This window comes from Pseudomonas sp. S2_F07 (genome assembly GCF_054668325.1).
In genome coordinates this window covers 5378344-5403429 of the sequence record NZ_CP162758.1, presented here as the reverse complement: position 1 = coordinate 5403429, position 25086 = coordinate 5378344, and the positions used below count along the sequence as shown (strand labels likewise).

General features: G+C 61.5%; 24 protein-coding genes and 1 riboswitch. Of the genes, 14 read left to right on the top strand and 10 right to left on the bottom strand.

All coding sequences use genetic code 11. The features are described 5' to 3' along the window. Window positions 1-35: 35 nt before the first annotated feature. From AB4O40_RS24485 to rpoE, 3 genes are read right to left on the bottom strand one after another with little or no spacing between them, the layout of a single operon-like run. A complete protein-coding gene (locus AB4O40_RS24485; RefSeq protein ID WP_056720666.1) occupies window positions 36-995 on the bottom strand; it encodes a MucB/RseB C-terminal domain-containing protein in 960 nt (319 codons plus the stop codon). Between the two features lie 8 nt (window positions 996-1003). Then, entirely contained in the window at window positions 1004-1591 is a 588-nt protein-coding gene (locus AB4O40_RS24480; protein WP_056720668.1) for a sigma-E factor negative regulatory protein, read from the bottom strand. A gap of 31 nt (window positions 1592-1622) precedes the next feature. Further along, on the bottom strand, window positions 1623-2204 hold the full coding sequence (gene rpoE / locus AB4O40_RS24475) for an RNA polymerase sigma factor RpoE (protein WP_003172477.1): 582 nt from the start codon (window positions 2202-2204) through the stop codon (window positions 1623-1625). A gap of 550 nt (window positions 2205-2754) precedes the next feature. Here rpoE and nadB point away from each other — a divergent pair. Then, complete coding sequence (gene nadB / locus AB4O40_RS24470; RefSeq protein ID WP_056720670.1) at window positions 2755-4371, top strand: L-aspartate oxidase; 1617 nt, start codon at window positions 2755-2757, stop codon at window positions 4369-4371. On the opposite strand, the gene AB4O40_RS24465 is transcribed toward nadB, so the two are convergent. Next, window positions 4340-4792, bottom strand: coding sequence for a protein YgfX (locus tag AB4O40_RS24465; protein ID WP_056720671.1), 453 nt, complete (start codon window positions 4790-4792; stop codon window positions 4340-4342). The two genes, nadB and AB4O40_RS24465, sit on opposite strands and share 32 nt — an antisense overlap. Next, complete coding sequence (locus AB4O40_RS24460) at window positions 4776-5030, bottom strand: FAD assembly factor SdhE (RefSeq protein WP_007898624.1); 255 nt, start codon at window positions 5028-5030, stop codon at window positions 4776-4778. Before AB4O40_RS24460 ends, AB4O40_RS24465 begins: the two co-directional genes overlap by 17 nt. Before the next feature lie 149 nt (window positions 5031-5179). On the opposite strand from AB4O40_RS24460, the gene ygfZ reads away from it, so the two are divergent. Next, entirely contained in the window at window positions 5180-6121 is a 942-nt protein-coding gene (gene ygfZ / locus AB4O40_RS24455) for a CAF17-like 4Fe-4S cluster assembly/insertion protein YgfZ (protein ID WP_056720673.1), read from the top strand. 34 nt (window positions 6122-6155) lie between these two features. Further along, window positions 6156-6977 (top strand): HDOD domain-containing protein, encoded by an 822-nt coding sequence (locus AB4O40_RS24450; protein ID WP_056720675.1) that lies wholly within the window; start codon window positions 6156-6158, stop codon window positions 6975-6977. Window positions 6978-7018: 41 nt separating this feature from the next. On the opposite strand, the gene AB4O40_RS24445 is transcribed toward AB4O40_RS24450, so the two are convergent. Both AB4O40_RS24445 and AB4O40_RS24440 read right to left on the bottom strand, forming a co-directional pair. Beyond that, window positions 7019-8407 carry a sensor histidine kinase gene (locus AB4O40_RS24445; RefSeq protein ID WP_056720677.1) on the bottom strand — a complete coding sequence of 463 codons (1389 nt, stop codon included), beginning with the start codon at window positions 8405-8407 and terminating at the stop codon, window positions 7019-7021. After that, window positions 8400-9071: a response regulator gene (locus AB4O40_RS24440; RefSeq protein WP_056720678.1), complete on the bottom strand. Its 672-nt coding sequence runs from the start codon at window positions 9069-9071 to the stop codon at window positions 8400-8402. The genes AB4O40_RS24445 and AB4O40_RS24440 overlap by 8 nt, the downstream gene beginning before the upstream one ends. A 442-nt stretch (window positions 9072-9513) precedes the next feature. Here AB4O40_RS24440 and AB4O40_RS24435 point away from each other — a divergent pair, with 442 nt between their 5' ends. From AB4O40_RS24435 to AB4O40_RS24420, 4 genes are read left to right on the top strand one after another with little or no spacing between them, the layout of a single operon-like run. Next, the gene (locus AB4O40_RS24435; protein ID WP_056720680.1) at window positions 9514-10491 is read left to right on the top strand and encodes a Bug family tripartite tricarboxylate transporter substrate binding protein; all 978 of its coding nucleotides are present in this window, start codon (window positions 9514-9516) and stop codon (window positions 10489-10491) included. Window positions 10492-10551: 60 nt separating this feature from the next. Continuing rightward, window positions 10552-11010 carry a tripartite tricarboxylate transporter TctB family protein gene (locus AB4O40_RS24430; protein WP_007979809.1) on the top strand — a complete coding sequence of 153 codons (459 nt, stop codon included), beginning with the start codon at window positions 10552-10554 and terminating at the stop codon, window positions 11008-11010. 1 nt (window position 11011) lies between these two features. Next, window positions 11012-12526 carry a tripartite tricarboxylate transporter permease gene (locus tag AB4O40_RS24425; protein WP_056720684.1) on the top strand — a complete coding sequence of 505 codons (1515 nt, stop codon included), beginning with the start codon at window positions 11012-11014 and terminating at the stop codon, window positions 12524-12526. After that, entirely contained in the window at window positions 12519-13559 is a 1041-nt protein-coding gene (locus tag AB4O40_RS24420) for an AbrB family transcriptional regulator (protein ID WP_460057646.1), read from the top strand. The genes AB4O40_RS24425 and AB4O40_RS24420 overlap by 8 nt, the downstream gene beginning before the upstream one ends. Window positions 13560-13716: 157 nt before the next feature. Here the strand turns inward: AB4O40_RS24420 and ung are convergent, their stop codons facing one another. Beyond that, on the bottom strand, window positions 13717-14409 hold the full coding sequence (gene ung / locus AB4O40_RS24415; RefSeq protein WP_007979816.1) for a uracil-DNA glycosylase: 693 nt from the start codon (window positions 14407-14409) through the stop codon (window positions 13717-13719). 132 nt (window positions 14410-14541) lie between these two features. Between ung and AB4O40_RS24410 the strand changes: the two genes are divergently transcribed. Beyond that, the gene (locus AB4O40_RS24410) at window positions 14542-15654 is read left to right on the top strand and encodes an enoyl-CoA hydratase/isomerase family protein (RefSeq protein WP_223541831.1); all 1113 of its coding nucleotides are present in this window, start codon (window positions 14542-14544) and stop codon (window positions 15652-15654) included. Window positions 15655-15720: 66 nt separating this feature from the next. Here AB4O40_RS24410 and AB4O40_RS24405 read toward each other — a convergent pair whose 3' ends face one another. Further along, complete coding sequence (locus AB4O40_RS24405; RefSeq protein ID WP_082562875.1) at window positions 15721-16176, bottom strand: hypothetical protein; 456 nt, start codon at window positions 16174-16176, stop codon at window positions 15721-15723. A 167-nt stretch (window positions 16177-16343) separates the two neighbouring features. After that, window positions 16344-16592 carry a hypothetical protein gene (locus AB4O40_RS24400; RefSeq protein ID WP_082562876.1) on the bottom strand — a complete coding sequence of 83 codons (249 nt, stop codon included), beginning with the start codon at window positions 16590-16592 and terminating at the stop codon, window positions 16344-16346. Window positions 16593-16874: 282 nt separating this feature from the next. Next, a riboswitch (guanidine-I (ykkC/yxkD leader) is annotated at window positions 16875-16975 on the top strand. 60 nt (window positions 16976-17035) lie between these two features. Here AB4O40_RS24400 and AB4O40_RS24395 point away from each other — a divergent pair. The 6 genes from AB4O40_RS24395 to uca all read left to right on the top strand — a co-directional run bounded on the left by AB4O40_RS24395 (window position 17036) and on the right by uca (window position 25074). Continuing rightward, window positions 17036-18103 (top strand): putative urea ABC transporter substrate-binding protein, encoded by a 1068-nt coding sequence (locus AB4O40_RS24395; protein ID WP_223541829.1) that lies wholly within the window; start codon window positions 17036-17038, stop codon window positions 18101-18103. Between the two features lie 15 nt (window positions 18104-18118). Further along, window positions 18119-18934: an ABC transporter permease gene (locus AB4O40_RS24390; RefSeq protein WP_056720695.1), complete on the top strand. Its 816-nt coding sequence runs from the start codon at window positions 18119-18121 to the stop codon at window positions 18932-18934. Beyond that, window positions 18931-19719, top strand: a complete 789-nt coding sequence (locus AB4O40_RS24385) for an ABC transporter ATP-binding protein (RefSeq protein WP_056720696.1) — start codon at window positions 18931-18933, stop codon at window positions 19717-19719. Before AB4O40_RS24390 ends, AB4O40_RS24385 begins: the two co-directional genes overlap by 4 nt. Window positions 19720-19732: 13 nt before the next feature. Further along, complete coding sequence (locus AB4O40_RS24380) at window positions 19733-20458, top strand: urea amidolyase associated protein UAAP1 (protein ID WP_056720698.1); 726 nt, start codon at window positions 19733-19735, stop codon at window positions 20456-20458. An 11-nt stretch (window positions 20459-20469) separates the two neighbouring features. Next, window positions 20470-21111: an urea amidolyase associated protein UAAP2 gene (locus AB4O40_RS24375; protein ID WP_460160114.1), complete on the top strand. Its 642-nt coding sequence runs from the start codon at window positions 20470-20472 to the stop codon at window positions 21109-21111. Between the two features lie 303 nt (window positions 21112-21414). Next, complete coding sequence (gene uca, locus AB4O40_RS24370) at window positions 21415-25074, top strand: urea carboxylase (protein ID WP_460057657.1); 3660 nt, start codon at window positions 21415-21417, stop codon at window positions 25072-25074. The last annotated feature ends 12 nt before the right edge of the window (window positions 25075-25086 follow it).

Below are 25086 nucleotides of genomic sequence, written 5' to 3'. Positions count from 1 at the left end.
AAATTGAAATGCTCACGAAACATTTCGAATTCAGCTCACTGCTTGGTTGCAGCGGCGTCGGTGCGCATCGAAAGCGCTATCCGTTCAGCAGTACCGACCGGTATCTCGCCGACGACGGTCACCATCATGTCGCCCTGTGCCGTGGCCAGGCGCCGGGAAACCGCAACGGTCGGCCCCAACTGAGTACGGGTGTCGGTGACTGTTGCGCCATTCAACGGCTCGAGGAACACCGAAAAGCGCGTCAGGCCATCGTCATACATCAGGCTGTTGACCTGGGTCTTGGTCTGCGGATCCTTGCGAGCGGTGCTGCTGGTCAGCTCAAAGCCGGGCGGCAGCCAGTCGGAACGCCAGACCTGGGCAGACTTGACGGCAGAAGCCTTGTCACTTTCAAGATTGACCGGCTTGCAATCATTACTGGCCTGCAGGTCTTTTTCGGAAGGAGCGTCAGCGGTATCCAGTTGTGTGAACTGGAAGCGCTCCAACAACCGTCCCTTGTCGTCCAGCAGCAAGGACTTCAGAGGCAGGCCGGTCTCTTTATCCAGATGCAGTTCAAAACCGTAGCGGTGCTGATCGCGGGGTGTCAGCGATACAATCACCGCCGCACGCCCGGCGACACGCGACTTGCCGATGACGGCGAGGTCATACCAATTCTTGAGCTTTTGGGGATCGAGTGCACGGGCAGCGGAGTTCGGTGAGTCACCAAGCCCTGCTATCAGCGTGCCGCTGACGCATTGGGTTTGCCCATCAATGCGAACGACTTCCTGAGCGGAACCGTCGAGCTGGATCAAGCGCTCGCGGACCTTTCCATCCTGGACGAGGTGCCAGATGTTATGGGTAGAAAAACTACCGTTACGCTCGTAGACGAAAGTACCCTGAAAGCTTTGCTGTTGCTCTGCCTGGCCCAGGCGGGTCAACCAGTCCCGGGCTTCATCGGCTTGGGCTGGAACGATGAACCAGCCGCTGAGCAGAAGCGAAAGTAGAGGTATGGCGCGCATGATCCTCCTTAACGGTTTTCCAGGCTTGCGGCACGAGCGTACGGCAGAGCGCTCTCAGTGCCTTTCAGTGCAGCCTGTTGTGCGTGTTGGCGCAAGTACCCTGGCAGACGCTGATCGTGCCAGCCTGGCTGACCTTGCAATACGCCGCTGGCCATTGGGCCGGTAGCATCCGAACTCTCATTGTAGCCTGCCAGAACGGCTGGGCCTTTTACTTGAGGAACGGCCAGTCCGGGCTGGGTGGATTGCTGGGCCAATTCGACGCCGGCGATCTCATCCTGGTTGTACAGACGCACACCGGCGAGCACCGCCAGGGTCACGGAAGCAGCAACCGCCAGACGACCCAGGCTGCGCCATGGACCACGGGAGGCTTTTGCCGGTACGGCTTCGTCAGCCAGGGCAGCAGAAACAGCCGCGGCGATGTCCAGGCGTGGAAGCAGCAGATCCTTGTGCATCACTGCCCGAGCGATCTGATAACGAGCCCAGGTATCACGGGTTTCAACATCGTCACAGGCATTCAATACCCGACGCAATTCCAATTCGTCCGCTTCGTTATCCATCACTGCGGACAGCGATTCCTGCAGGGCTTCACGACTCATGGCGTTCCTCTCTTGGCTGTCGCCGCTGTCTTTAGTTTTCCTGCAACAACGGCTGCAGGGCTTTGTCGATGGCCTCCCGGGCGCGGAAGATCCGGGAGCGCACGGTGCCTACCGGACATTGCATGACGCTCGCAATGTCCTCGTAACTCAGACCATCAAACTCACGTAAAGTTAAAGCCGTACGCAAATCTTCCGGCAGTTGCTGAATGGTTCGATGGACGGTGCCCTCGATCTCATCCCGCAGCAAGGCCCGCTCTGGCGACTCGAGATCCTTGAGGCCATGATCGCCATCGTAGAACTCTGCATCCTCGGAACTGACATCGCTATCCGGCGGCCGACGGCCGCGTGAAACCAGATAGTTTTTCGCCGTGTTGATGGCGATGCGGTAAAGCCACGTATAAAACGCGCTGTCTCCGCGAAAATTTCCAAGTGCACGGTATGCCTTGATAAAGGCTTCTTGTGCCACATCCTGGGCTTCATGGGTGTCGTGCACGAAACGCACGATCAACCCGAGAATTTTGTGCTGGTATTTCAGCACTAGCAGATCGAAAGCACGCTTGTCGCCGCGCTGAACGCGTTCGACCAGTTGCTGATCCTCTTCCTGGGTTAGCATGAACACTCCTCGATGAGCTCGGAGGAGGATTGCAGAAGTAAACCACCAGACTTGCAAACATAGACTCGGTCTTTTCGCAAAAGTTCTCCCCCTCCAGGCAAGTTTCCTGCGGGCTCTGATTTGGCACGCACGAAAAGCGCAGCACGAGTTGACCCGGCTGCGCGGATAATCTTGTCATCGGACTCTTCAGCGAGGATCGAACTGCAATCCCGCACTGAAGCCGACACTGTCCCTTGTTTCAGGCAACCGTCTATTGATCTTGGCCCTTTGGCAAAAGTTCCAAATATTTATAGCCGTGCCAACCCGACATTGTGCAACCGTGAAGGGAAAAAGACTGTTAAATCGGCGATACAGTCATTCTCGCGCCCAACGGGCAGAAAACATCCGACGAAGCGACCGATATTTTGCGTCACGGTAGTTTCACAATGCCATGTCAGCTCGGGTATTGTGCCGCTCCCCCCTCTATATACTAGTGGGCTGTGCGGCTGCATCGACTCGACAGTCCAGTTGCGCCACCCCCGACCCGGGTCGCTTTGAGCGGAATCCTGAAATGAGCCAACAGTTTCAACACGATGTTCTGGTAATTGGCAGCGGTGCTGCCGGCTTGAGCCTTGCGCTGACCTTGCCCGGTCATTTGCGCATCGCCGTTCTGAGCAAGGGCAACCTCGCCAATGGCTCGACTTTCTGGGCCCAGGGCGGCGTTGCGGCCGTGCTGGATGACACCGACACCGTTGAATCCCATGTCGATGACACTCTCAATGCCGGTGGCGGCCTGTGCCATGAGGACGCAGTGCGTTTTACCGTCGAGCACAGCCGGGAGGCGATTCAATGGCTGATCGACCAGGGCGTGCCCTTTACCCGCGATGAACAGTCGAGTACCGAAGATGGCGGGTTCGAGTTCCACCTCACCCGCGAGGGCGGTCACAGCCATCGGCGCATCATCCATGCCGCCGATGCCACCGGTGCGGCCATTTTCACCACCCTGCTCGACCAGGCAAGGAAACGACCGAACATCGAACTGTTGGAGCAACGGGTTGCGGTTGACCTGATCACCGAGAAACGCCTGGGACTCGAAGGTGATCGCTGCCTCGGCGCCTATGTGCTCAATCGCGGCACTGGCGAAGTCGACACCTACGGCGCCCGTTTTGTGATCCTCGCCTCCGGTGGCGCGGCCAAGGTTTACCTCTACACCAGCAACCCTGACGGCGCCTGCGGTGACGGCATCGCCATGGCCTGGCGTTCCGGCTGCCGGGTGGCGAACCTGGAATTCAACCAGTTCCACCCTACTTGCCTGTATCACCCGCAAGCCAAGAGCTTCCTGATCACCGAAGCCCTGCGAGGCGAAGGTGCGCACCTTAAGCTGCCCAATGGCGAGCGCTTCATGCCGCGCTTCGACCCACGGGCCGAGTTGGCACCACGGGACATCGTCGCCCGGGCCATCGACCATGAAATGAAGCGCCTGGGTGTCGATTGCGTCTACCTGGACATCAGCCACAAACCCGAAGCCTTCATCAAGACGCACTTCCCGACGGTGTACGAACGCTGCCTGGAATTTTCCATCGACATCACCAAACAGCCGATTCCGGTGGTTCCGGCGGCGCACTACACCTGTGGCGGCGTAATGGTCGATCAACAGGGCCGTACCGATGTGCCGGGGCTATATGCCATCGGCGAAACCAGTTTCACCGGCCTGCACGGCGCCAACCGCATGGCCAGCAACTCGCTGCTGGAATGTTTCGTCTATGCCCGCTCGGCGGCCGCGGACATTCTCGAGCAGCTGCCCCGGGTGCCGATGCCGGCCCCCCTTCCCGCCTGGGATGCGAGCCAGGTCACCGATTCCGATGAAGACGTGATCATTGCGCACAACTGGGATGAACTGCGGCGATTCATGTGGGACTACGTTGGCATCGTGCGCACCAACAAGCGCCTGCAACGGGCGCAACACCGCGTGCAACTGTTGCTGGATGAAATTGACGAGTTCTACAGCAACTACAAGGTCAGCCGAGACTTGATCGAACTGCGCAACCTGGCCCAAGTGGCAGAGCTGATGATTCTGTCAGCCATGGAGCGCAAGGAAAGCCGTGGCCTGCATTACACCCTCGACTACCCGGACATGCTGCCGGTCGCACTGGACACTATTCTGGTGCCGCCCACCTACGTCGGCTGAATTTGAGCCGGACCCGCAGGCGTCGGTGCACATCCGCCGCCTGCGCATCCCGGGGCACACAAATGGCCCGGACCCGGCGCTCGCCACGCAGTCGAAAACGCAGTACCACCACCATTGGCAGCGCCAGGCTGTCCGGCCTCAGTTGCACGGGCTGCCACCCCCTGGCCCGACTCCACAGCTGCCAGCCATCGGCATCGCGCCGCAAGCCGCAAAAGGCCTGCGGGTGGGTCAGCAGGATTTGCCGGGGCAACAGCCAGACTCCGTGAGCCACGCACAGCACGACGCCGAGCGCGCTGGCCCAGACCGGAATTGACAGTAAAAACAAGGAACCCAACGCGAACAGCTGGGCCAGAAGATATGCCGCCAGCAACTGCCGTGAGGCATGCCAGCGGCATTCGAACCCGTTACTTGGGCTGGACACGATCCAGGATCATGCGAACCATGCGTTGCAGCTCGGGATCTTCCGATTCGGCGCGTTCCATGAACCAGCCGAACATGTCCTGATCTTCGCATTCGAGCAGCCTGACGTAGCAGGCGCGATCCACTTCGTTGAGGTGCGGATAAACCTCTTTCACAAACGGCACCAGCAACACGTCAAGCTCAAGCATGCCGCGGCGGCTGTGCCAGTAGAGGCGATTCAGTTCAACATCTTCGACCATGGAGCGCTCCTCAAATAGGCCGCAAGTATACAGGCCCGCGCCCTATCGAACAGTCGGCTTTGGTCGACCACCGACGAGCCTTTGTTAACTACCCATTTCGAAGACGGGCCCTTATGATGTCCACCAGACTTTTTATCCTGCGATGACCCATGGCCGATTCAGCTTTTTTCTGCACCCTTTCTCATGAAGGTGTTCTCGCGGTCCGCGGCGCGGACGCCAGCAAATTCCTGCAAGGCCAACTGACCTGCAACCTCAACTACCTGAGCGATTCCCGGGCCAGCCTCGGTGCCCGCTGCACGCAAAAAGGCCGGATGCAATCGAGTTTCCGCATCCTGCTCGAGGATGACGGCGTGGTCCTGGCCATGGCCACCGAATTGCTCGAACCGCAACTGGCGGACCTGAAAAAATACGCGGTGTTTTCCAAGTCGAAACTGACCGACGAAAGTGCCGCCTGGGTCCGCTTCGGCGTTGACCATGGCGACGCCGCACTGGTCAGCCTCGGCCTGGACCTGCCGGCAGAAACCGACAGCGTCGTGCGCAGCGATGGGCTGATCGCTATCCGTGTCTCGCCTGACCGTGCCGAGCTGTGGGTCGCCGCCGGTCAAGCCGGCGCGATCAAAGGCAAGCTTTCGACGCTGCTGAGCGAAGGCGACCTGAATCAATGGCTGCTGGGCCAGGTCCGCGCAGGGATCGGGCAGGTCATGCCCGGCACCCGCGAGTTGTTCATCCCGCAGATGCTCAACCTGCAAGCGGTTGGTGGCGTGAGTTTCAAGAAAGGTTGCTACACCGGGCAGGAAATCGTCGCGCGGATGCAGTACCTGGGCAAACTCAAGCGCCGCCTGTACCGCCTGCAACTGGCTGCCGACGAACTGCCTGAGCCTGGTACACCGCTGTTTTCCCCGACTCACGGCAGCGCCATCGGCGAAGTGGTGCTGGCGGCCCGCGCCGGGCAGAACATTGAACTCCTGGCTGTGTTGCAAGCCGAAGCAGCAGAAAGTGGAGACATCCACCTGGGCGAGCTCGAAGGGCCGTCCTTGCAGCTGCTCGACCTGCCTTATGAACTGGACCGCGACCGCGAAATCCAGCAATAACGGCAGTATTTGACGCAACAGCTAGAGAGACTAAATGAGCGAGCTGGCGGAAAAGGTCCAACAGGATTTGGTTGAGGCCATCAATAACGATGACCTGGTTCTGCCAACGTTACCGGAAGTGGCCCTGCAAATTCGCAAGGCCGCGGAAAACCCGGAAGTCAGCGTCAGCACCCTGAGCAAAGTGATCGGCCGTGATACCGCGCTGTCGGCACGCCTGATCAAAGTGGTCAACAGCCCACTGTTGCGCGCAGCCCAGGAAGTGACCGACCTGCATACCGCGATCACCCGCCTGGGCATCAACTACAGCTGTAACCTGGCGATCGGCCTGGTCATGGAGCAGATATTCCATGCCCGCTCCGACGTGGTGGAACAGAAGATGCGCGATGTCTGGCGCAAAAGCCTGGAAATCGCCGGCGTCAGCTACGCCTTGTGCCGCCGCTACACCCGACTCAAGCCCGATCAGGCGGCCCTTGGTGGGCTGGTGCACCAGATCGGCGTACTGCCGATCCTGACCTACGCCGAAGATCACTATGAGCTGCTGTCCGACCCGGTCAGCCTCAACCATGTGATCGACCAGATTCATCCGCTGATCGGCGAAAAACTGCTCAAGGTCTGGGAATTTCCAGACATGTTGGTGCAAGTGCCGCGGCTATACCTGGACTTCAAGCGCCAGTCTGCGCAGGTCGACTATGTGGATCTGGTGCAGGTGGCCAGCCTGTATTGTCTACAGGACAGCGATCACCCGCACACCCGTGCCGATGCGCTGAATGTACCGGCCTGCAAGGCACTCGGGATCGACTTTGACGACAAGGCGATGCGTGCCGATCTGGAAGAAACGCGCACGATGTTTTACTGATCAAAGACCGCGTTGCCCCCTTCGTCGGAACAGACGCTGCATCAATCCCCCGCAACAAAACTCACCCGCACCTTCAACCCCGCGGGCTCACCATCGTGCAGACTGATCTGCGCCAGATGCGCGCGGCAGATCTCACCGACAATTGCCAGCCCCAATCCGGAACCGGCCACTTGCTGATTGCGTCGGTAAAAGCGCTCGAATACCCGATCGCGTTCTTCAAGCGGTATGCCCGGGCCATCATCTTCGACTTCCAGCACGGCGGGCGCCGAGACCCGCAGAATCACGTTGCCACCTGGCGGCGTGTGGGCCAGTGCGTTATCCACCAGATTGCTCAGCAGCTCGTTCAATAACGTCGGCTCGCCCCGCAGCCAGACCGGTTCATCCGCCTCCAGCGCCAGCGCGATACCACGTTTGTGGGCCAACGGCGCCATGGCCATGCCCAGTTCCCGGGCCAATTGACTCAGATCGAGTAACTGCGCGCCGCCCTCGGCAATCGCCCGGGCGCCATTTTCGACCCGTGCCAGGGAAAGCAACTGATTGGCCAGATGGGTCAAGCGATCGGTGCCTTGGGCGGCGGTTTCCAGCGTGCTGCGCCAGGTATCGGGTTCGGCCGAGCGCATGCCCAGCTCCAGGCGCGCCTTGAGTGCCGCCAGCGGCGTGCGCAACTCGTGAGCGGCATCGGCAATGAATTGCGCCTGCTTCTCGAACTGGCCGCGCAAGCGCTCGGTAAAGTGATTGAGTGCGCGCACCAGCGGCCACAATTCGCGCTGCACTTCCACCAGAGGCAAGGGGCGCAGATCGTCCGGCTGGCGCTCTTCCACCGCCGTGCGCAAACGCTCCAGCGGGCGCAACGCGGCACTCACCGCAAACCACACAAGCATCAACGCACCGATGGCCAGCATGCCCAGGCGCAGCAAGGTGTCGGCCGCCAGGCTGCGGGCCATGCTCACCCGCGCCTCATCGGTTTCCGCTACGCGAATTTCCGCCATGCCGTTCATGTTCGGCTCGCTCACGGGTTTGAGCAGGCTCACCACACGCACGTTCTGCCCACGGTACTGCGCGTTGTAGAAACGTGCCAGCGCCGGATAGTCATCGGTGCGCGGCGTTCCCGGCGGTGGCGCCGGCAGGTTTTCGTAACCGGAAATCAGCTTCTGATTGATGTCGTTGACCAGGTAGAAAATTCGCCCGGCACTGTCGTAGGCAAACGTATCGAGGGCCACGTAGGGCACGTCGGCACTCAGGGTGCCGTCGCGTTGGGAGACGCCGGCAGCGATGGTTCGCGCCGAGGCCAGCAGCGTCCGGTCATAGGCCGTGTCGGCGGCTTCGCGGCCGTTCCAGTAAGCGCTCAAACCACTGGCCAGCATCAACACCACCAGCAGCAGCGCCAGGTTCCACAGCAACCGCCAGCGCAGGCTGCTGGGCTTATGCATCGCGGCTTTCCAGCAAGTAACCGAGGCCGCGGAAAGTCACGATGGCGACCGGCTGGCCGTCGAGTTTCTTGCGCAGGCGGTGCACGTAGATTTCGATGGCATCGGGACTGGCCTCTTCATCGAGACCGAATACTTGAGAAGCCAGTTGCTCCTTGCTCATCACCCGACCGGGGCGCGCAATCAGGGCTTCGAGCACGGCCTGTTCGCGGGAAGTCAGGGTCAGCAATTCTTCGCCAAGGCTGAAACGCCGGGTTTCCAGGTCGTAGGCCAGCACACCGCAACGCTGAATGCGCTCACCGCCCAGCACGCTGCGGCGCAACAAGGCTTTGACCCGGGCTTCGAGTTCGGTCAATTCGAACGGCTTGGCCAGGTAGTCGTCGGCGCCGAGGTTGAGGCCGTGGACCCTATCCTTGACGTCGCTGCGGGCGGTCAGCATCAACACCGGCAGGTTCTTGCCCCGCGCCCGCAAACGCGCCAGCACTTCGAAACCATCCATGCGCGGCAAGCCGACGTCGAGGATCGCCATGGCGTATTCCTCGCTGCCCAGCGCCAGGTCGGCTGCCACGCCATCGTGCAGGACATCCACGGTCAGCCCGGTGCTCTTGAGCGCCTGGGCGACACTTTCGGCGAGCTGCAAATGGTCTTCGACGAGCAGGACACGCATGGATCTTTACCTCGTTCAGGGATGGCCGACGCCATTCTTTGGCGCGGAGTTTACAGCCGCAATTGCCGCTGTGAAGCCCAAAAAACCGTGAAAGCCCGATGAAAGGTTAGCGAAAGGTTGGGGCGTTAGAGTCGCCCCACGGATGGTTTCGACTGCCAACCATCGAATCGTAGTTTGAAAGCGTGCTTTGACATGTAACTACCGAAAAACGCCTCGAAGCGTTTTCGCCAATAAGAACAATAACCGAGGTACTGCATCATGCTGTCCATACAGCTTCAGGCTTACCCGTCCCACCCCTTCTCTCGCTCCCCGATGTTTATGCTTGCCAGCGCCGAAGCCGGCTGCTCGTCGTTCAGTCCGTACGGATTCGAACGCGCCAGCGCCGTGCGAAATCGTCGCACCTGAATCATCCCGAAAAACAAAAACTCCAGTGGAGACAAAAATGAATCGTTCAATGCGCCGTTTCGCCCTCGCCGCCAGCTGTGTGCTGTTCGCCGGCCAACTCATGGCCGAGCCAAAACGCCCGGAATGCATCGCCCCGGCCTCGCCCGGCGGTGGTTTCGACCTGACCTGCAAACTGGCGCAAAGCGCGCTGGTCAACGAAAAACTGCTGAGCAAACCGATGCGCGTGACCTACATGCCCGGCGGTGTCGGCGCGGTGGCGTACAACGCGGTGGTCGCCCAGCGTCCGGCCGATGCCGGCACCCTGGTGGCCTGGTCCAGCGGTTCGCTGTTGAACCTGGCCCAGGGCAAGTTCGGTCGTTTCGATGAAACCAACGTGCGCTGGCTCGCTGCCGTCGGCACCAGCTACGGTGCCATCGCAGTGAAAAGCGATTCGCCCTACAAGACCCTCGACGACCTCGTACAGGCACTGAAGAAAGATCCGAGCAAAGTGGTGATCGGTTCCGGCGGCACCGTCGGCAGCCAGGACTGGATGCAAACCGCGCTGATCGCCAAGGCCGCCGGGATCAACCCCCGTGACCTGCGTTACGTCGCCCTCGAAGGTGGCGGCGAAATCGCCACCGCCCTGCTCGGCGGTCACATTCAGGTCGGCAGCACCGACATTTCCGACTCCATGCCACACATCCAGAGCGGCGACATGCGCCTGTTGGCAGTGTTCGCCGACAAGCGTCTGGACGAGCCGGAAATGAAGGACATTCCGACCGCCCGCGAGCAAGGCTACGACATCGTCTGGCCAGTGGTCCGTGGCTTCTACCTCGGACCAAAAGTCAGCGACGAAGACTATGCCTGGTGGAAATCGGCCTTCGACAAGCTGCTGGCTTCCGAAGACTTCGCCAAGTTGCGCGATCAGCGCGAGCTCTTCCCGTTTGCCATGACCGGCCCGGAACTGGACACCTACGTGAAGAAGCAGGTTGCGGACTACAAAGTGCTGGCCAAAGAGTTCGGCCTGATCCAGTGATCGTCTCTGTCTAGCGGCTGCGGCTCCCCTTTCACGGAGTCGCGGCACAGGAGTTCTCCCATGCTCTTACAACGCATTTTTGCTTCGGTGCTGTTGCTGGCCTGTCTCGGCCTGGCATTGATGGCGTGGCCGTATCAAGCGGCTTTTTCCTACGAACCGGTGGGGCCTCGGGCCTTTCCGCTGTTGATGCTTGGCCTGATGGGCTCGGCGCTGTTGTACATGGTGTTCCGTCCGGCGCCGATCAAGCACAGTGCTGACGAGCCGCCGCTGGATCGCGAAACCCTGACCAAAATCGGCATCTGCGTGGTGCTGTTGCTGGTGTTCGCCGGCACATTCGAACCCCTGGGTTTCATCGTCGCCAGCATCCTGATCGGCGTGCCCATGGCCCGTCTGTATGGCGGTCGCTGGGTGCCAAGCATCGTGATCATCAGCCTGATGGCCGTCGGCCTCTACCTGCTGTTCGACAAGTTGATGGACGTTCCACTGCCGCTGGGCGTGCTCGACGTTCTGGAGAACTGATATGGATACTCTTGGCTATTTGGGTCAGGGTTTCGGCGTCGCGCTGAGCCCGTACAACCTGGTGACCGCGCTGTGCGGCACACTGATCGGCACCGTGGTCGGCCTGTTGCCGGGCCTGGGGCCGATCAACGGCGTGGCACTGTTGATCCCGATCGCATTCGCCCTCGGCCTGCCACCGGAGTCGGCACTGATCCTGCTGGCGGCGGTATATCTGGGATGCGAATACGGCGGCCGGATCAGCTCGATCCTGCTGAACATCCCGGGCGAAGCGTCCACCGTGATGACCACCCTCGACGGTTACCCGATGGCCCGTAAAGGCCTGGCCGGTGTAGCGCTGTCGTTGTCGGCATGGAGCTCGTTCATCGGTGCCTTTATCGCGACCTGCGGCATGGTGCTGTTCGCCCCGCTGCTGGCGAAATGGGCGATTGCCTTCGGCCCCGCGGAATACTTCGTACTGATGGTGTTCGCGATTGTCTGCCTCGGCGGCATGGCCGGCGACCGTCCGCTGAAGACGTTCATCGCGGCACTGATCGGCCTGTTCCTGTCGACCGTCGGCATCGACGCCAACAGCGGTGTGTACCGTTTCACCGGGGACAACATCCACCTGACCGACGGCATCCAGTTCGTCGTGCTGGTGCTGGGCCTGTTCTCCATCAGCGAAATTCTTCTGCTGCTGGAAAAAACCCACCACGGCCAGGAAGCGGTGAAAGCCACCGGGCGCATGATGTTCAACTTCAAGGAAGCGGCGTCGGTGTTCGTGGTGAACATCCGTTGCGGCGTACTGGGTTTCATCATGGGCGTGTTGCCGGGTGCCGGTGCGACCCTGGCCAGTGCCGTCGCCTACATGACCGAGAAACGCATGGCGGGTGCCAAGGGTACTTTCGGGCAAGGTGACATGCGCGGCCTCGCGGCGCCGGAAACCGCCATCGGTGGCGCGGCCTGCGGTGCGCTGGTGCCGATGCTGACCCTCGGCGTTCCAGGTTCCGGCACCACGGCGGTGATGATCGGCGCCCTGTCGCTGTACAACATCACTCCGGGCCCGCTGCTGTTCCAACAGCAGCCGGACATCGTCTGGGGCCTGATCGCTTCGTTGTTCATCGCCAACGTGATGCTGGTGATCCTCAACATCCCGATGATCCGCATCTTCACCCGCATCCTCGCCGTGCCGAACTGGGCACTGGTGCCGGTGATCGCGATCATTACCGGGATTGGCGTCTACGCGGTACACGCGACAACGTTCGATCTGTTCCTGATGATCGGCATCGGCATCTTCGGTTATATCCTGCGCAAGCTGGACTTCCCGCTGTCACCGGTATTGCTGGGCTTCATCCTCGGCGGCCTGATGGAACAGAACCTGCGCCGCGCCCTGTCGATTTCCAACGGTGCGCTGGAAATCCTCTGGTCGAGCCCGATCACCTTCGGTTGCTGGGTGCTGACGGCGATCATGCTGCTGATGCCGCTCATCCGCATCTGGCGCAAACGTTCGGCCGCGCAACGCGTTATTGCCGATGTCTGATCGGTCCCCCCTCAAACTCTGGTGGGGAACCCCGCTGGTCGGCCTGCTGGGCGGTTTCCTCGCCAGCCAGGTCGGCTGGCCTTTGCCGTGGATGGTCGGCTCGTTGCTGGCGATCATCCTCGTGCGCTGCCTGACACCCTGGCAATTGGCCGAAATCCTCGGCGGCCGCAAGTGCGGCCAGTGGATCGTCGGCATCGGTATCGGCCTGCATTTCACTCCAGTGGTGATGGAGCAGGTACTCAGTCATTTCGGCCTGATCTTCTTCGGTGCGTTGGTCACCAGCCTGTCGGCGGTCGTCGGCGTGTGGCTGATGCGCCGCACCGGTGAAGATCGCGCCACGGCGTTCTTTTCCAGCATGCCCGGCGGTTCCGGGGAGATGGTCAACCTCGGCGCCCGCAATGGCGCGGTGCTCAGCCGCGTGGCGGCGGGGCAGAGTTTGCGGGTGTTGGTGGTGGTGCTGTGCGTGCCGGCAGCTTTCAAGTACTTACTGGGCGATGGTGCCCCGGTTTTACATGCCACCGTTGTGGACTGGCGCTGGCTGGCCTTGCTGTTCCCGGCAGGCGCATTGGCCGCCTGGATCTGGGAGCGCTTGCGCCAACCCAACCCCTGGCTGTTCGGGCCCTTGCTGGTCAGCGCGGCAGTCAGCATCGGCTGGGATCTGCACATCGGTTTGCCCAATGGTGGCAGCCAGATTGGCCAATGGCTGATCGGTAGCGGTCTGGGCTGTCACTTCAACCGGCAGTTTTTCCGGCGTGCGCCATCGTTCATGGGGCGCACTTTGGTCGGCACGGTGTTGACCATGTTGATCGCCACGGCAGCGGCGTTGGGCTTGAGTGCGCTGACCCATCTGGATCTGCGTTCGCTGACCTTGGGCATGATGCCCGGCGGTATTGCCGAGATGAGCCTGACGGCGGAAACCCTGCAACTGTCGGTACCGCTGGTGACGGCGATGCAGGTGATGCGGCTGTTGTTTGTGTTGTTTCTGGCGGAGCCGTTGTTCAAGTATTGGAACCGGAATCCGGATTCAGCCTGATAGACCTGTGGCGAGGGAGCTTGCTCCCGCTCGGCTGCGCAGCAGTCGTAAAGCCTGTATGCACGGTGTGTCAGAAGAAATCAGGTTGCAGAAATTGGGGCTGCTTCGCAGCCCAGCGGGAGCAAGCTCCCTCGCCACAAAAATCAGCACACTCCCATCAAACCGGCGGCAACCGCCACTCGATCGGCGACTCGCCATTCTGCTCCAGAAACTTGTTGGTCCGGCTGAAGTGCCCGCAACCGAGGAAGCCGCGATAAGCCGACAGCGGTGACGGGTGCACCGAGGTCAGCACCAGATGCTTGGTGGCATCGATCAGTTTCTGTTTGCTCTGGGCATGGGCGCCCCACAGCATGAACACCAGGTGCGGTTGCTGTTGGCTGACCACTTCAATGACTCGATCAGTGAAAAACTGCCAGCCCTTGTCCTTGTGCGCATTGGCGTTGGCGCGCTCGACGGTCATGGTGGTGTTGAGCATCAGCACGCCCTGATCGGCCCAGCTCTGCAGGTAACCATGGTTGGGGATGTCGATGTTCAGGTCGCGCTTGAGTTCTTTGTAAATGTTCACCAGCGACGGCGGTGCCGGTACGCCCGGCTGCACCGAGAAGCACAGGCCATGGGCCTGGCCCGGGCCGTGATAAGGGTCCTGACCGAGGATCACCACTTTGACCTTGTCCAGTGGCGTTGAATTCAGCGCATTGAAAATCATTGGTCCCGGTGGATAGATCTCCTTGCCGGCCGCCCGCTCCTGTTGCAGGAAGTTTCGCAACTCTGCCATGTAGGGCTGGTCGAATTCGGCACGCAGTGCCTCCTTCCAGCCCGGTTCGAGTTTGATACGGTCATCAGCAGTCATGGTTACATCCGGCAAAAACAATGGGGCGAACCCTAGGAAAGCGCATCACGCTTGTCAATTGATCTGATGCAGATCCGGCACTTTCCCACACAGCGATCATACTTAACCCTCAAATTCCCGATCGAGGTCACGATGAATCTGCACTTCGAAGAACTCACCGGCACCGACGGCGCACGCATCGGCATCGCCAGCCTGGATGCCGAAAAATCCCTGAACGCCCTGTCCCTGCCAATGATCAACGCCCTGCGCGACCGCCTGGAAGCCTGGGCCAAGGACCCGCAGATTGTCTGCGTGCTGTTGCGCGGCAATGGCGCCAAGGCCTTTTGCGCCGGCGGCGAAGTGCGCAGCCTGGTGGAAGCCTGTCGCGTCCATCCGGGCGAAGTACCGCCACTGGCTGCGCAGTTCTTTGCGGCGGAATATCGCCTGGACTTCAAACTTCATACCTACCCGAAACCACTGATCTGCTGGGGCCATGGCTATGTGCTCGGCGGCGGCATGGGACTGTTGCAAGGGGCAGGCACCCGCATCGTTACACCGAGCAGTCGCCTGGCCATGCCGGAGATCAGCATCGGCCTGTACCCGGATGTTGGCGCCAGCTGGTTTCTGTCGCGCCTGCCCGGCAAGCTCGGGTTGTTCCTGGGCCTGACTGGAGCGCACATGAACGGCCGCGATGCCATCGACCTGGACCTGGCCGATCGTTTCTTGCTCGATGAGCAGCAGCCGCAATTGATCGAAGGCCTGTTGCAATTGAACTGGCAGGAACAGACACCCATGCAGCTCAACAGCCTGCTCAAGGCCTTGCAGCAGGAAGCCGTGGCACAGATGCCCGAAGCCCAGTGGCTACCGTGCCGACAGCAGATCGACGAACTGCTGGATGTCAGCGACGTGCGTTGCGCCTGGAAGGCCATCAGCGCCTTGCGTGACCATACCGACCTGTTGCTGAGCCGCGCAGCCAAGACCCTGAGCGAAGGCGCGCCGCTGACCGCTCATCTGGTGTGGGAGCAGATCATCCGTGCCCGCCACCTGTCGCTGGCCGAAGTCTTCCAGATGGAATACACCCTGAGCCTCAACTGCTGCCGGCATCCGGAGTTCAGCGAAGGTGTACGAGCCCGGTTGATCGACAAGGACCAGAAGCCGCACTGGCACTGGCCGGACATCAACAACGTGCCGGACGCGGTAGTAGAAGCGCACTTTCACAAGGCGTGGGAAGGTCGACATCCGCTGGCGGATTTGTCGGAATACTGAAGACAGGGCATAAAAATGTGGGAGCGAGCCTGCTCGCTCCCACAGGTTTTGTATTCAGTTTAATGATTAGCGGTGGTTACCCCGCCCATTGCGATAGCCGCGACCGTCGTGACCGCGATAGTCGTTGTTCCCGCTCCCGCGGCTACGGCCGTCCCAGCCATGGTTCTGATGCATGCGGTAGTCACCCCGAGACGGCTGATTGTAACGAGGGGCCGACTGGTAATGGCGCGAGGGTTGATACATCCGCGGCTGCGAGTAATAGCGCGACGGTTGATAGATCCGCGGCTGTGAGTAATAGCGCGGTGTCGGCTGGTAGTAGCGCGCTGGAGGCGCGTAGTACCGGGGCGGCGGTGTGTAATAACCGCCACCATTGGAGTAGTAGGAACTCCCCCCGGCGTAATAGGTTGGCGATGGAGAGGTATAGACCTCGGAACTGTAGTAACTGCCTCCTTCATCGTAATAAGGCACGCACCCACCAAGGGACAATCCAAACACAGCTAGCAGAAGAATTCGACAGAGCATGGCGGCCTCCTGGACCGCGGGTAAGCCACACCAGCGACGCTGGCAGGCGACAGTCAAATGTTCGCTGACTGTCGAAACATCAGACACCGAATTCGGAATCTGGTGCGTCCGCGAAACAAGTAGAAACATCTGGCCGATGAAAGGTTTTTCATCCATTCGCGCCCTGATCAACGATGGCCACCGCGATGTCCACCGCCATGATGCCCACCGCCGTGGCCACGGTAGTAACCATGCCCACCGTAGTAATAGGTGCGATAGCCACCGTAATAACGTGGACCGTAGTAACCGTAGTAATAGGGCGAGTAGTAGCCGGGGTAGTAATAAGGTCCCCCGTAGGGGTCGGCAGGACCGGCGTAGTAGTAGCAGCCAGACAATCCAAGACCAAGCACTGCACCTAACAATAATCGTCGCAACATGGCGGCCTCCGTAAAGACCTGTAACAGCAGTCGAAACACATCGACTGACACCTGTTTTGACTGGCAATCCCCTGCCAAGTGCGACGTTGCACCCTCCTTCTGATCAGCGGCGGACAGGTTCCAATGCGGTGCACCAACGCACCATCACAAGGCAGTGCGCCTTTCCAACCAACACCGTCGACCTTCCTGCCCCCCACGCTAGAGCGCTCGGGCCAACTTGGCACGCCTCTCGCTTTAGTAAAGCCGTGCAGGAGTCACTACAGGTTCGCGGCACCACAATTTGCAATGGCTGACTAGGGTTCCGGCTCGCAATCGCGAGTGACTGGTCCGAGAGTTGGCGACCTCCAGTTGAGGTTACACGGCGGGACAAAAGCCCGGGAGACAAGCCACCGTTAGCGGTGCCGCTGCCTTCCTGTCCGTCCTTGATCAACTGGAGAACCACCATGTCCCAGCTTCGTTTACCCGCCCTGCTCGCCGCGGCGTTCACCGCCTTCGTGAGCTTCTCGTCCCAGGCTGCACAGAAAGACCACTTCAGCGTGTGCTGGACGATCTACGCAGGCTGGATGCCTTGGGAATACGCCGGCAGCCAGGGCATCGTCGACAAATGGGCAAAGAAGTACGGCATCAAGATCGATGTGGTGCAGCTCAACGACTACGTCGAATCCATCAACCAGTACACCGCCGGGCAGTTCGACGGTTGCACCATGACCAACATGGACGCGCTGACCATTCCGGCCGCCGGCGGCGTCGACAGCACCGCGCTGATCGTCAGCGATTTCTCCAACGGCAACGACGGCATCGTGCTCAAGGGCGAAGGCAGGAAAGTCGCCGACCTCAAGGGCATGGACGTCAACCTGGTGGAGCTCTCTGTCTCCCACTACCTGCTGGCCCGGGCCCTGGATTCGGTGGACCTCACCGAAAAAGACCTGAAAGTGGTCAATACCTCCGACGCCGATATCTCGGCCGCCTTCAACACCGATCAGGTCAACGCCGTCACCACCTGGAACCCGATGCTCTCGGACATCAAGGCCAAGCCTGCGGTGACCGAAGTGTTCAACTCCAGCCAGATCCCCGGCGAGATCATGGACATGATGGTGGTCAACTCCCAGACCCTCAAAGACAACCCGGCCCTCGGCAAGGCACTGACCGGCGCCTGGTTCGAAGTGGTCGAGTTGATGAACGCGAAAAACGCCGCCAGCAAAGCGGCCCTGGAGCACATGGCCAAAGCCTCGGGCACTGACCTGGCGGGTTTCCAGGCGCAACTGGACACCACCAGATTGTTCGCCACCCCGAAAGAAGCCCTGGCGTTCAGTACCAGCAAGCAACTGCCGGAAACCATGCGCAAGGTCGCCGAATTTTCCTTCCAGCATGGCTTGCTGGGTGAAGGCGCCAAGGACACCAGCGCGGTCGGCATGGCCTTCGCCAACGGCGTGACCAGCGGCGACAAGGGCAACCTCAAGCTGCGCTTCGACCCGAGTTACGTGCAGATGGCCGCCGACGCCAAGCTGTAATCAGGAGAACTGGTTATGCGCCTGATCAACCGTCACCCGGACCGCCCGAGTCGCCTGCTGCTGGTGATCCTGCCGTTCGCCCTGGTGCTGTTCGCCTACTTCACGGGCTCGGCCGAGCGACTGGCGGAAAACCCCAACGACAAGCTGCTGCCCAGCGCCGTGCAGATGACCGATGCGGTGAAACGCCTGGCCTTCGTGGCCGACAGCCGCACCGGCGAATACCTGCTCTGGCAGGACACGGCGTCCAGCTTGCAGCGTCTGGCCATCGGCCTGGGCATCAGCGCCCTGGCCGGGCTGTGCCTGGGCATCGCCGCCGGCACCCTGCCGTTGTTCGGTGCGCCGTTGTCTCCCTTGCTGACCGTGCTGTCGATGGTGCCACCGCTGGCAATCCTGCCGATCCTGTTCATCGTCTTCGGCCTGGGTGAGTTGTCGAAAGTGATGCTGATCGTGATCGGCATTACTCCGGCGCTGGCCCGTGACCTGGAACAGCGCGCCCGGGAAATTCCCGTGGAGTTGCTGATCAAGGCCCAGACCCTCGGCGCCTCTACCTGGACCCTGATGCTGCGAGTGGTGTTGCCGCAACTGCTGCCACGCCTGTTGATCTCGCTGCGACTGATGCTCGGCTCGGCGTGGCTGTTCCTGATTGCCGCCGAAGCCATTGCCTCCACTGACGGCCTCGGCTACCGGATTTTCCTGGTGCGCCGCTACCTGGCGATGGACGTGATTTTGCCCTACGTGGTGTGGATCACCCTGCTCGCCTGGTTGATGGATTGGGGGCTCAAGCAGCTGACCCGTCGCGCGTTCCCTTGGTATGAAGGAGCGGCAAAATGAGCTTCATCACGGTGAAAAACGTCTGGCAGCAATACGCCGATCAAGTGGTGCTCGAAGGCCTCAACCTGAACGTCAACGAAGGTGAGTTCTGCACCCTCGTGGGTGCCTCCGGTTGCGGCAAATCGACCTTCCTGCGCCTGTTGCTCGGCCAGGAACGCGCCAGTCGCGGCGAGATCCTGCTCGACGGCCAGCCCTTGGCCGCAGAGCCGGACGCCAGCCGTGGCGTGGTATTCCAGCGCTACTCGGTGTTTCCCCATCTGAGCGTGCTGGACAACGTCGCCCTCGGCCTCGAACTGCCGCGCTCGCCGTTGCTTGGTCGCCTGTTCGGCAGCGCGAAAAAACAGGCCCGTGAACAGGCTTCGGTGCTGCTGCACAAAGTCGGCCTGGGCCACTCGCTGGACAAGTACCCGGCGCAGCTCTCCGGCGGCATGCAACAACGACTGGCCATTGCCCAGGCGCTGATCATGAAGCCGCGGGTGTTGCTGCTCGACGAACCGTTCGGCGCCCTCGACCCGGGCATCCGCAAAGACATGCACGCCTTGCTCCTGGAGCTGTGGCGCGAGACCCGACTGACGGTGTTCATGGTCACCCATGACCTGTCCGAAGGCTTCAGCCTCGGCACCCGCCTGCTGGTGTTCGACAAGGTCCGCCTCGACCCCCATGCACCCGGCCGCTATGGCGCGCGCATCACCTATGACATCCCTTTGAACAGCGACCGCCGCGCCACCCGTGCCGCCGTCGACGCCCTGCCGGCGCCTTTGGCGGGCACGCTTCGTATCGCTTAGAGGAATTCTGAAAATGACAGATTCGACCCGACTGTTCCCCCCCTTCGCCGAGGAAATGCTCCCCGGCGGCGGCCATCGCTCCTTTGTGCTCAAACGCGGCCAATTGCTGCGCCTGACCGACCTGCGTGGCGGCGCCAACGTCAGCCTGACGTTGCTCAACGCCAATGAAAAAACCGAACGGCTGAACCTGCCCGACAGCCTCAAATGCCAACACACCGCCAAGCTCACCGCCGGCCACTGCCTGTACTCGGACATGGGCCGCGTGCTGGCCGCCATCACCGCCGACACCTGCGGCTGGAGCGACAGCCTCGGCGGCCTGCTCTGCGCAGAAGAAGTGGCGCAAAAGTACGGCGCGGGCCGCTATCAGGAACTGCGCAACGGCTTCTTCCGCAACGGTACCGACAACCTGTTGGTGGAACTGGGCAAGTGGGGGCTGGGCCTGTCCGACCTGCTGATGACCCTCAACCTGTTCAGCCGCGTGAACGTCGATGACGCCGGGCGCTTCCATTTCGTCGAGGGCAATTCCAAGGCTGGCGACTACATCGAGCTGTACGCGCCGATGGACACCCTGGTGGTGCTAACAGCCCTGCAGCACCCGATGGACCCGGCGCCGGAATATGCACCGAAACCGCTGAAGCTCAGCTGGATGAACGCCGACGCCAGCGTCGCCGAACACTGCCGCACCTCGCGCCCCGAAAACGAGCGCGGCTTCATCAACACCGACCGTTTGTTTGCCTGAGGATCGCTGCCATGTCACTCGCTATCGCTACCGCTCCACAGTCACCTGAAACCGCCGTCTACCGCGCCACCATCCCCGCCGGCGAGCCCTGGCTGATGGAGGTCAAGGCCGGCCAGACCCTGCGCATCCTCGACCTTGAGGGCAACCAGGCTGTCGACACCTTGTTCTACAGCGTCGCCAATCCCGGGGAGCGCTACGACGTGCAGCGCACCCTGCGTCGGCAGAACAGCGTGTACCTGAGCACTGGCAGCGTGCTCTATTCCAACCTCGGCAAGCCGATGCTGACCATCGTCGCCGACACCTGCGGGCGTCACGACACCCTGGGCGGCGCCTGCGCGCAAGAGAGCAACACCGTGCGCTACGCCCTGGAAAAACGCTACATGCACAGCTGCCGCGACAACTACCTGCGCGCCTGTGCTCATGATGGCCGCCTGGGCAAGGGCGACATCGGGCCGAACATCAACTTCTTCATGAACGTACCGGTCACCGCAGACGGCGGCCTGACCTTCGAGGACGGCATCTCGGCACCGGGCAAGTACGTCGACCTGCGGGCAGAAATGGACGTGATCGTGCTGATCTCCAACTGCCCGCAACTGAACAACCCCTGCAACGCCTACAACCCCACCCCTGCGGAGCTGCTGGTATGGAACTGAAACTCCCGAGACTGCGCCGTTGGTTGTTTGCCCTGTGCCAGGCCCGTTCCGGTCAGTGCCTAAAACCGCAAGAACACTGATAACCCTGTGGGAGCGAGCTTGCTCGCGATAGCGGTGTGTCAGTCACCATCAATGTTGAAAGTGCTGACGTCATCGCGAGCAAGCTCGCTCCCACAGGGGTTCGGCGGTGTTGCGAAGTGAACTGTTTTTTCACCGGGGACGGCCCTGGTGCATCAAGAAAAACTGCGGGACGGCCCGCATCCCAGTCGAGGCTGATGCGCTATCGCCTCCGGGGGTTATGCCATGTTCGAAAAAGTCCTGATTGCCAACCGTGGCGCCATTGCCTGCCGCATCCTGCGAACCTTGCGCGAGCTGCAAGTGCAGGGCGTTGCCGTGTACTCCGAAGCCGATGCCGCCAGCCTGCACATCCTGCAAGCCGATGAAGCCCACAGCCTCGGTGAAGGCTCGGCCGCCGGCACTTATCTGGCGCTCGACAAGATCCTCGCCATCGCCAAGTCCACCGGCGCTACCGCGATCCATCCCGGCTACGGCTTTCTTTCGGAAAACGCCGCGTTCGCCGAAGCCTGCAAGGCCGTCAACATCGCCTTCATCGGCCCGACACCCGAACAACTGCGGGTGTTCGGCCTCAAGCACACCGCACGTGCCCTGGCCAGACAACACGGCGTGCCGATGCTCGAAGGCACCGAACTGCTCGATAGCATCGATACCGCGCTGCTGGCCGGTGAGCAGGTCGGCTACCCGGTGATGCTCAAGAGTACCGCTGGCGGTGGCGGCATCGGCATGCGCGTATGCCGCAGTGCGGCGGAGTTGAGCGAATCCTTCGAAGCGGTCAAACGCCTGGGTCAGAACAATTTCAGCGACGCCGGGGTGTTCATCGAGAAGTACATCCAGCGCGCCCGGCACCTGGAAGTGCAGGTATTCGGCGACGGTCAAGGTGAAGTGATCGCCCTCGGCGTGCGTGATTGCTCGGTGCAACGACGCAACCAGAAAGTCCTCGAAGAAACACCCGCACCAAACCTGCCCGACGGCATGGCCGATGAGTTGTGCGCGGCTGCGATCAAACTGGCCAAGGCGGTGAATTACCGCAGCGCCGGCACCGTGGAGTTTGTGTTCGACAGCGAGGCCCAGCGCTTTTACTTCCTGGAAGTGAACACCCGTTTGCAGGTGGAACACGGTGTCACCGAACAGGTGTGGGGGGTCGACCTGGTGCGCTGGATGGTGCAACTGGCGGCCGGTGATCTGCCGCCCCTGAGCGAACTGATGCAAGGTTTGAAGCCGGTGGGCCATGCGATCCAGGCGCGGTTGTATGCCGAAGATCCGGGCCGCGATTTTCAACCGAGCCCCGGCTTGCTCACCGCCGTGGATTTCCCCGCGGCCAATGGCATTGAACTGCGCGTCGACACCTGGGTCGAGGCTGGCTGCGAGATCCCGCCCTACTTCGACCCGATGATCGCCAAGGTCATCAGTTGGGCGCCGACTCGCGAAGAGGCCCGCGCCGATTTGCATCAAGCCCTCGGCGACAGTCAGCTGTATGGCGTGGAAACCAACCGCGATTACCTGCGGCAGATTCTGCTCGATGCGCCTTTCGCCAGCGGCCAGCCGTGGACCCGTTGCCTGGAAGGGCTGATCTATCAGGCCAACACGTTCGAGGTACTCAGCGCCGGCACCCAGACCAGCGTTCAGGACTATCCCGGCCGTCTCGGTTACTGGGCGGTCGGCGTGCCGCCATCGGGGCCGATGGACAGTCGGGCGCTGCGTCTGGGTAACGGTTTGCTGGGCAATGACGAAGGCGCGGCGGCGCTGGAAATCACCATGAGCGGGCCGTTGCTGCGCTTCAATTGCGAGGCGGTGGTGGCGGTGACCGGGGCGGTGATTCCGTTGGCTTTGAACGGCGAAAGCGTACCGATGAACTCGGCACTGCTGATTCCAGCGGGCGCGACGTTGAGCCTTGGCACCATCGCAGGCGCAGGTGCGCGCAGCTATCTGTGCCTGCGTGGCGGCCTGCAGGTACCGGACTATCTGGGCAGCAAAAGCACCTTCACCCTCGGCCAGTTTGGCGGCCACGGTGGTCGCGCGTTGCGAGCCGGTGATGTGTTGCACCTGCCGGCCCTCAATGACCGCAGTGCCGGCCGGCAACTGGCTGAAGAACAGGTCACCGAGTTGCCGGCAGTTCGGCAGATTCGCGTGATCTACGGCCCCCACGGCGCGCCGGAATACTTCACTGAAAACTACATCGGCACCTTCTTCGCCACGCAGTGGGAAGTGCATTTCAACTCCAGCCGCACCGGCGTTCGCCTGATCGGACCGAAGCCTGAGTGGGTGCGTACCGACGGTGGTGAGGCCGGTTTGCATCCGTCGAACATCCACGACAACCCGTATGCGATCGGTGCGGTGGATTTTACCGGGGACATGCCAGTGATCCTCGGCCCGGATGGCCCGAGCCTTGGCGGGTTCGTGTGCCCAGTGACGGTGATCGAGGCGGATCTCTGGCAGTTGGGGCAGCTCAAGGCTGGGGACAAGGTGCAGTTTTCCCCCGTCGACATCAAGACCGCCCGCCCCCTGGCCTTGAAATGGGATCAATGTGGGAGCGGGCTTGCTCGCGAAGAGGGCGTGTCAGTCAACATTGATGTGTCTGAAGCACCGCTTTCGCGAGCAAGTCGGATCGCCGCACCGCCGCTCCCACAGGGTTTGGTGTCGCCTGTTGTATTGGATATTGGGCAGGACGACACGCGGTTGGTGGCGCGCCTTTCCGGCGACACCCACCTGCTGCTGGAAATCGGCGCCCCGGAACTGGACCTGGTCCTGCGCTTCCGCGCCCACGCCCTGATGCAGGCGCTGGAAAGCAAAGACCTGCACGGCGTGATCGACCTCACCCCCGGCATCCGCTCGCTGCAAATCCACTATCAGCCCGAGCAACTGCCGCTGTCCGACCTGCTCGGCATCGTCGCCGGGGAATGGGACGCCGTGTGCGCCGCCAAAGACCTGCAAGTGCCCTCGCGCATCGTGCATCTGCCTCTTTCCTGGGACGACCCGGCGTGCCAGTTGGCCATCGAGAAATACATGACCACCGTGCGCAAGGACGCGCCGTGGTGTCCGAGCAACCTGGAGTTCATCCGCCGCATCAACGACCTGCCGAACCTCGATGAAGTGCAGCGCACGGTGTTCGACGCCAGTTACCTGGTGATGGGCCTGGGCGACGTCTACCTCGGCGCACCGGTCGCCACCCCGCTCGACCCGCGCCACCGCCTGGTGACCACCAAGTACAACCCGGCGCGCACCTGGACCGCGGAAAACTCAGTAGGCATCGGTGGCGCCTACATGTGCGTCTACGGCATGGAAGGCCCCGGCGGCTATCAGTTTGTCGGGCGCACGTTGCAGATGTGGAACCGCTATCGCGAAGTCGCCGCGTTCGAAGGCAAACCCTGGTTGCTGCGGTTTTTCGACCAGATCCGTTTCTACCCGGTCAGCGCCGATGAACTGCTGCGCATCCGCCGGGATTTCCCCCTCGGGCGCTTCGACCTGAACATCGAGCACAGTCAGTTGAACCTGGCGCAATACCAGGCGTTCCTGGCCCGGGAAGCCGAGACCATCGACGCGTTTCGCGATCAGCAAAAAGGCGCATTCAATGCCGAGCGCGAACGCTGGATCGCCAGTGGCCAGGCGCATTTCGACAGTGAAGAGCTGGCCCCGGAGGCCACCGAAGATGTACCGCTGGAAAACGGCCAGCAGAGCGTCGACAGCCACATCGCCGGCAACCTCTGGCAGGTCCAGGTAGAAACCGGTAGCCGTGTCGCGGCCGGCGATGTGCTGGTGATCCTGGAGTCGATGAAGATGGAAATCCCCCTGCTCGCGCCATTGGCCGGCGTCGTGCGCGAGATTCGCGTGCAACCGGGTTCGGCGGTGCGCGCCGGGCAGCGCGTCGTGGTGCTGGAACTTGACTGAACCCATTTTGAA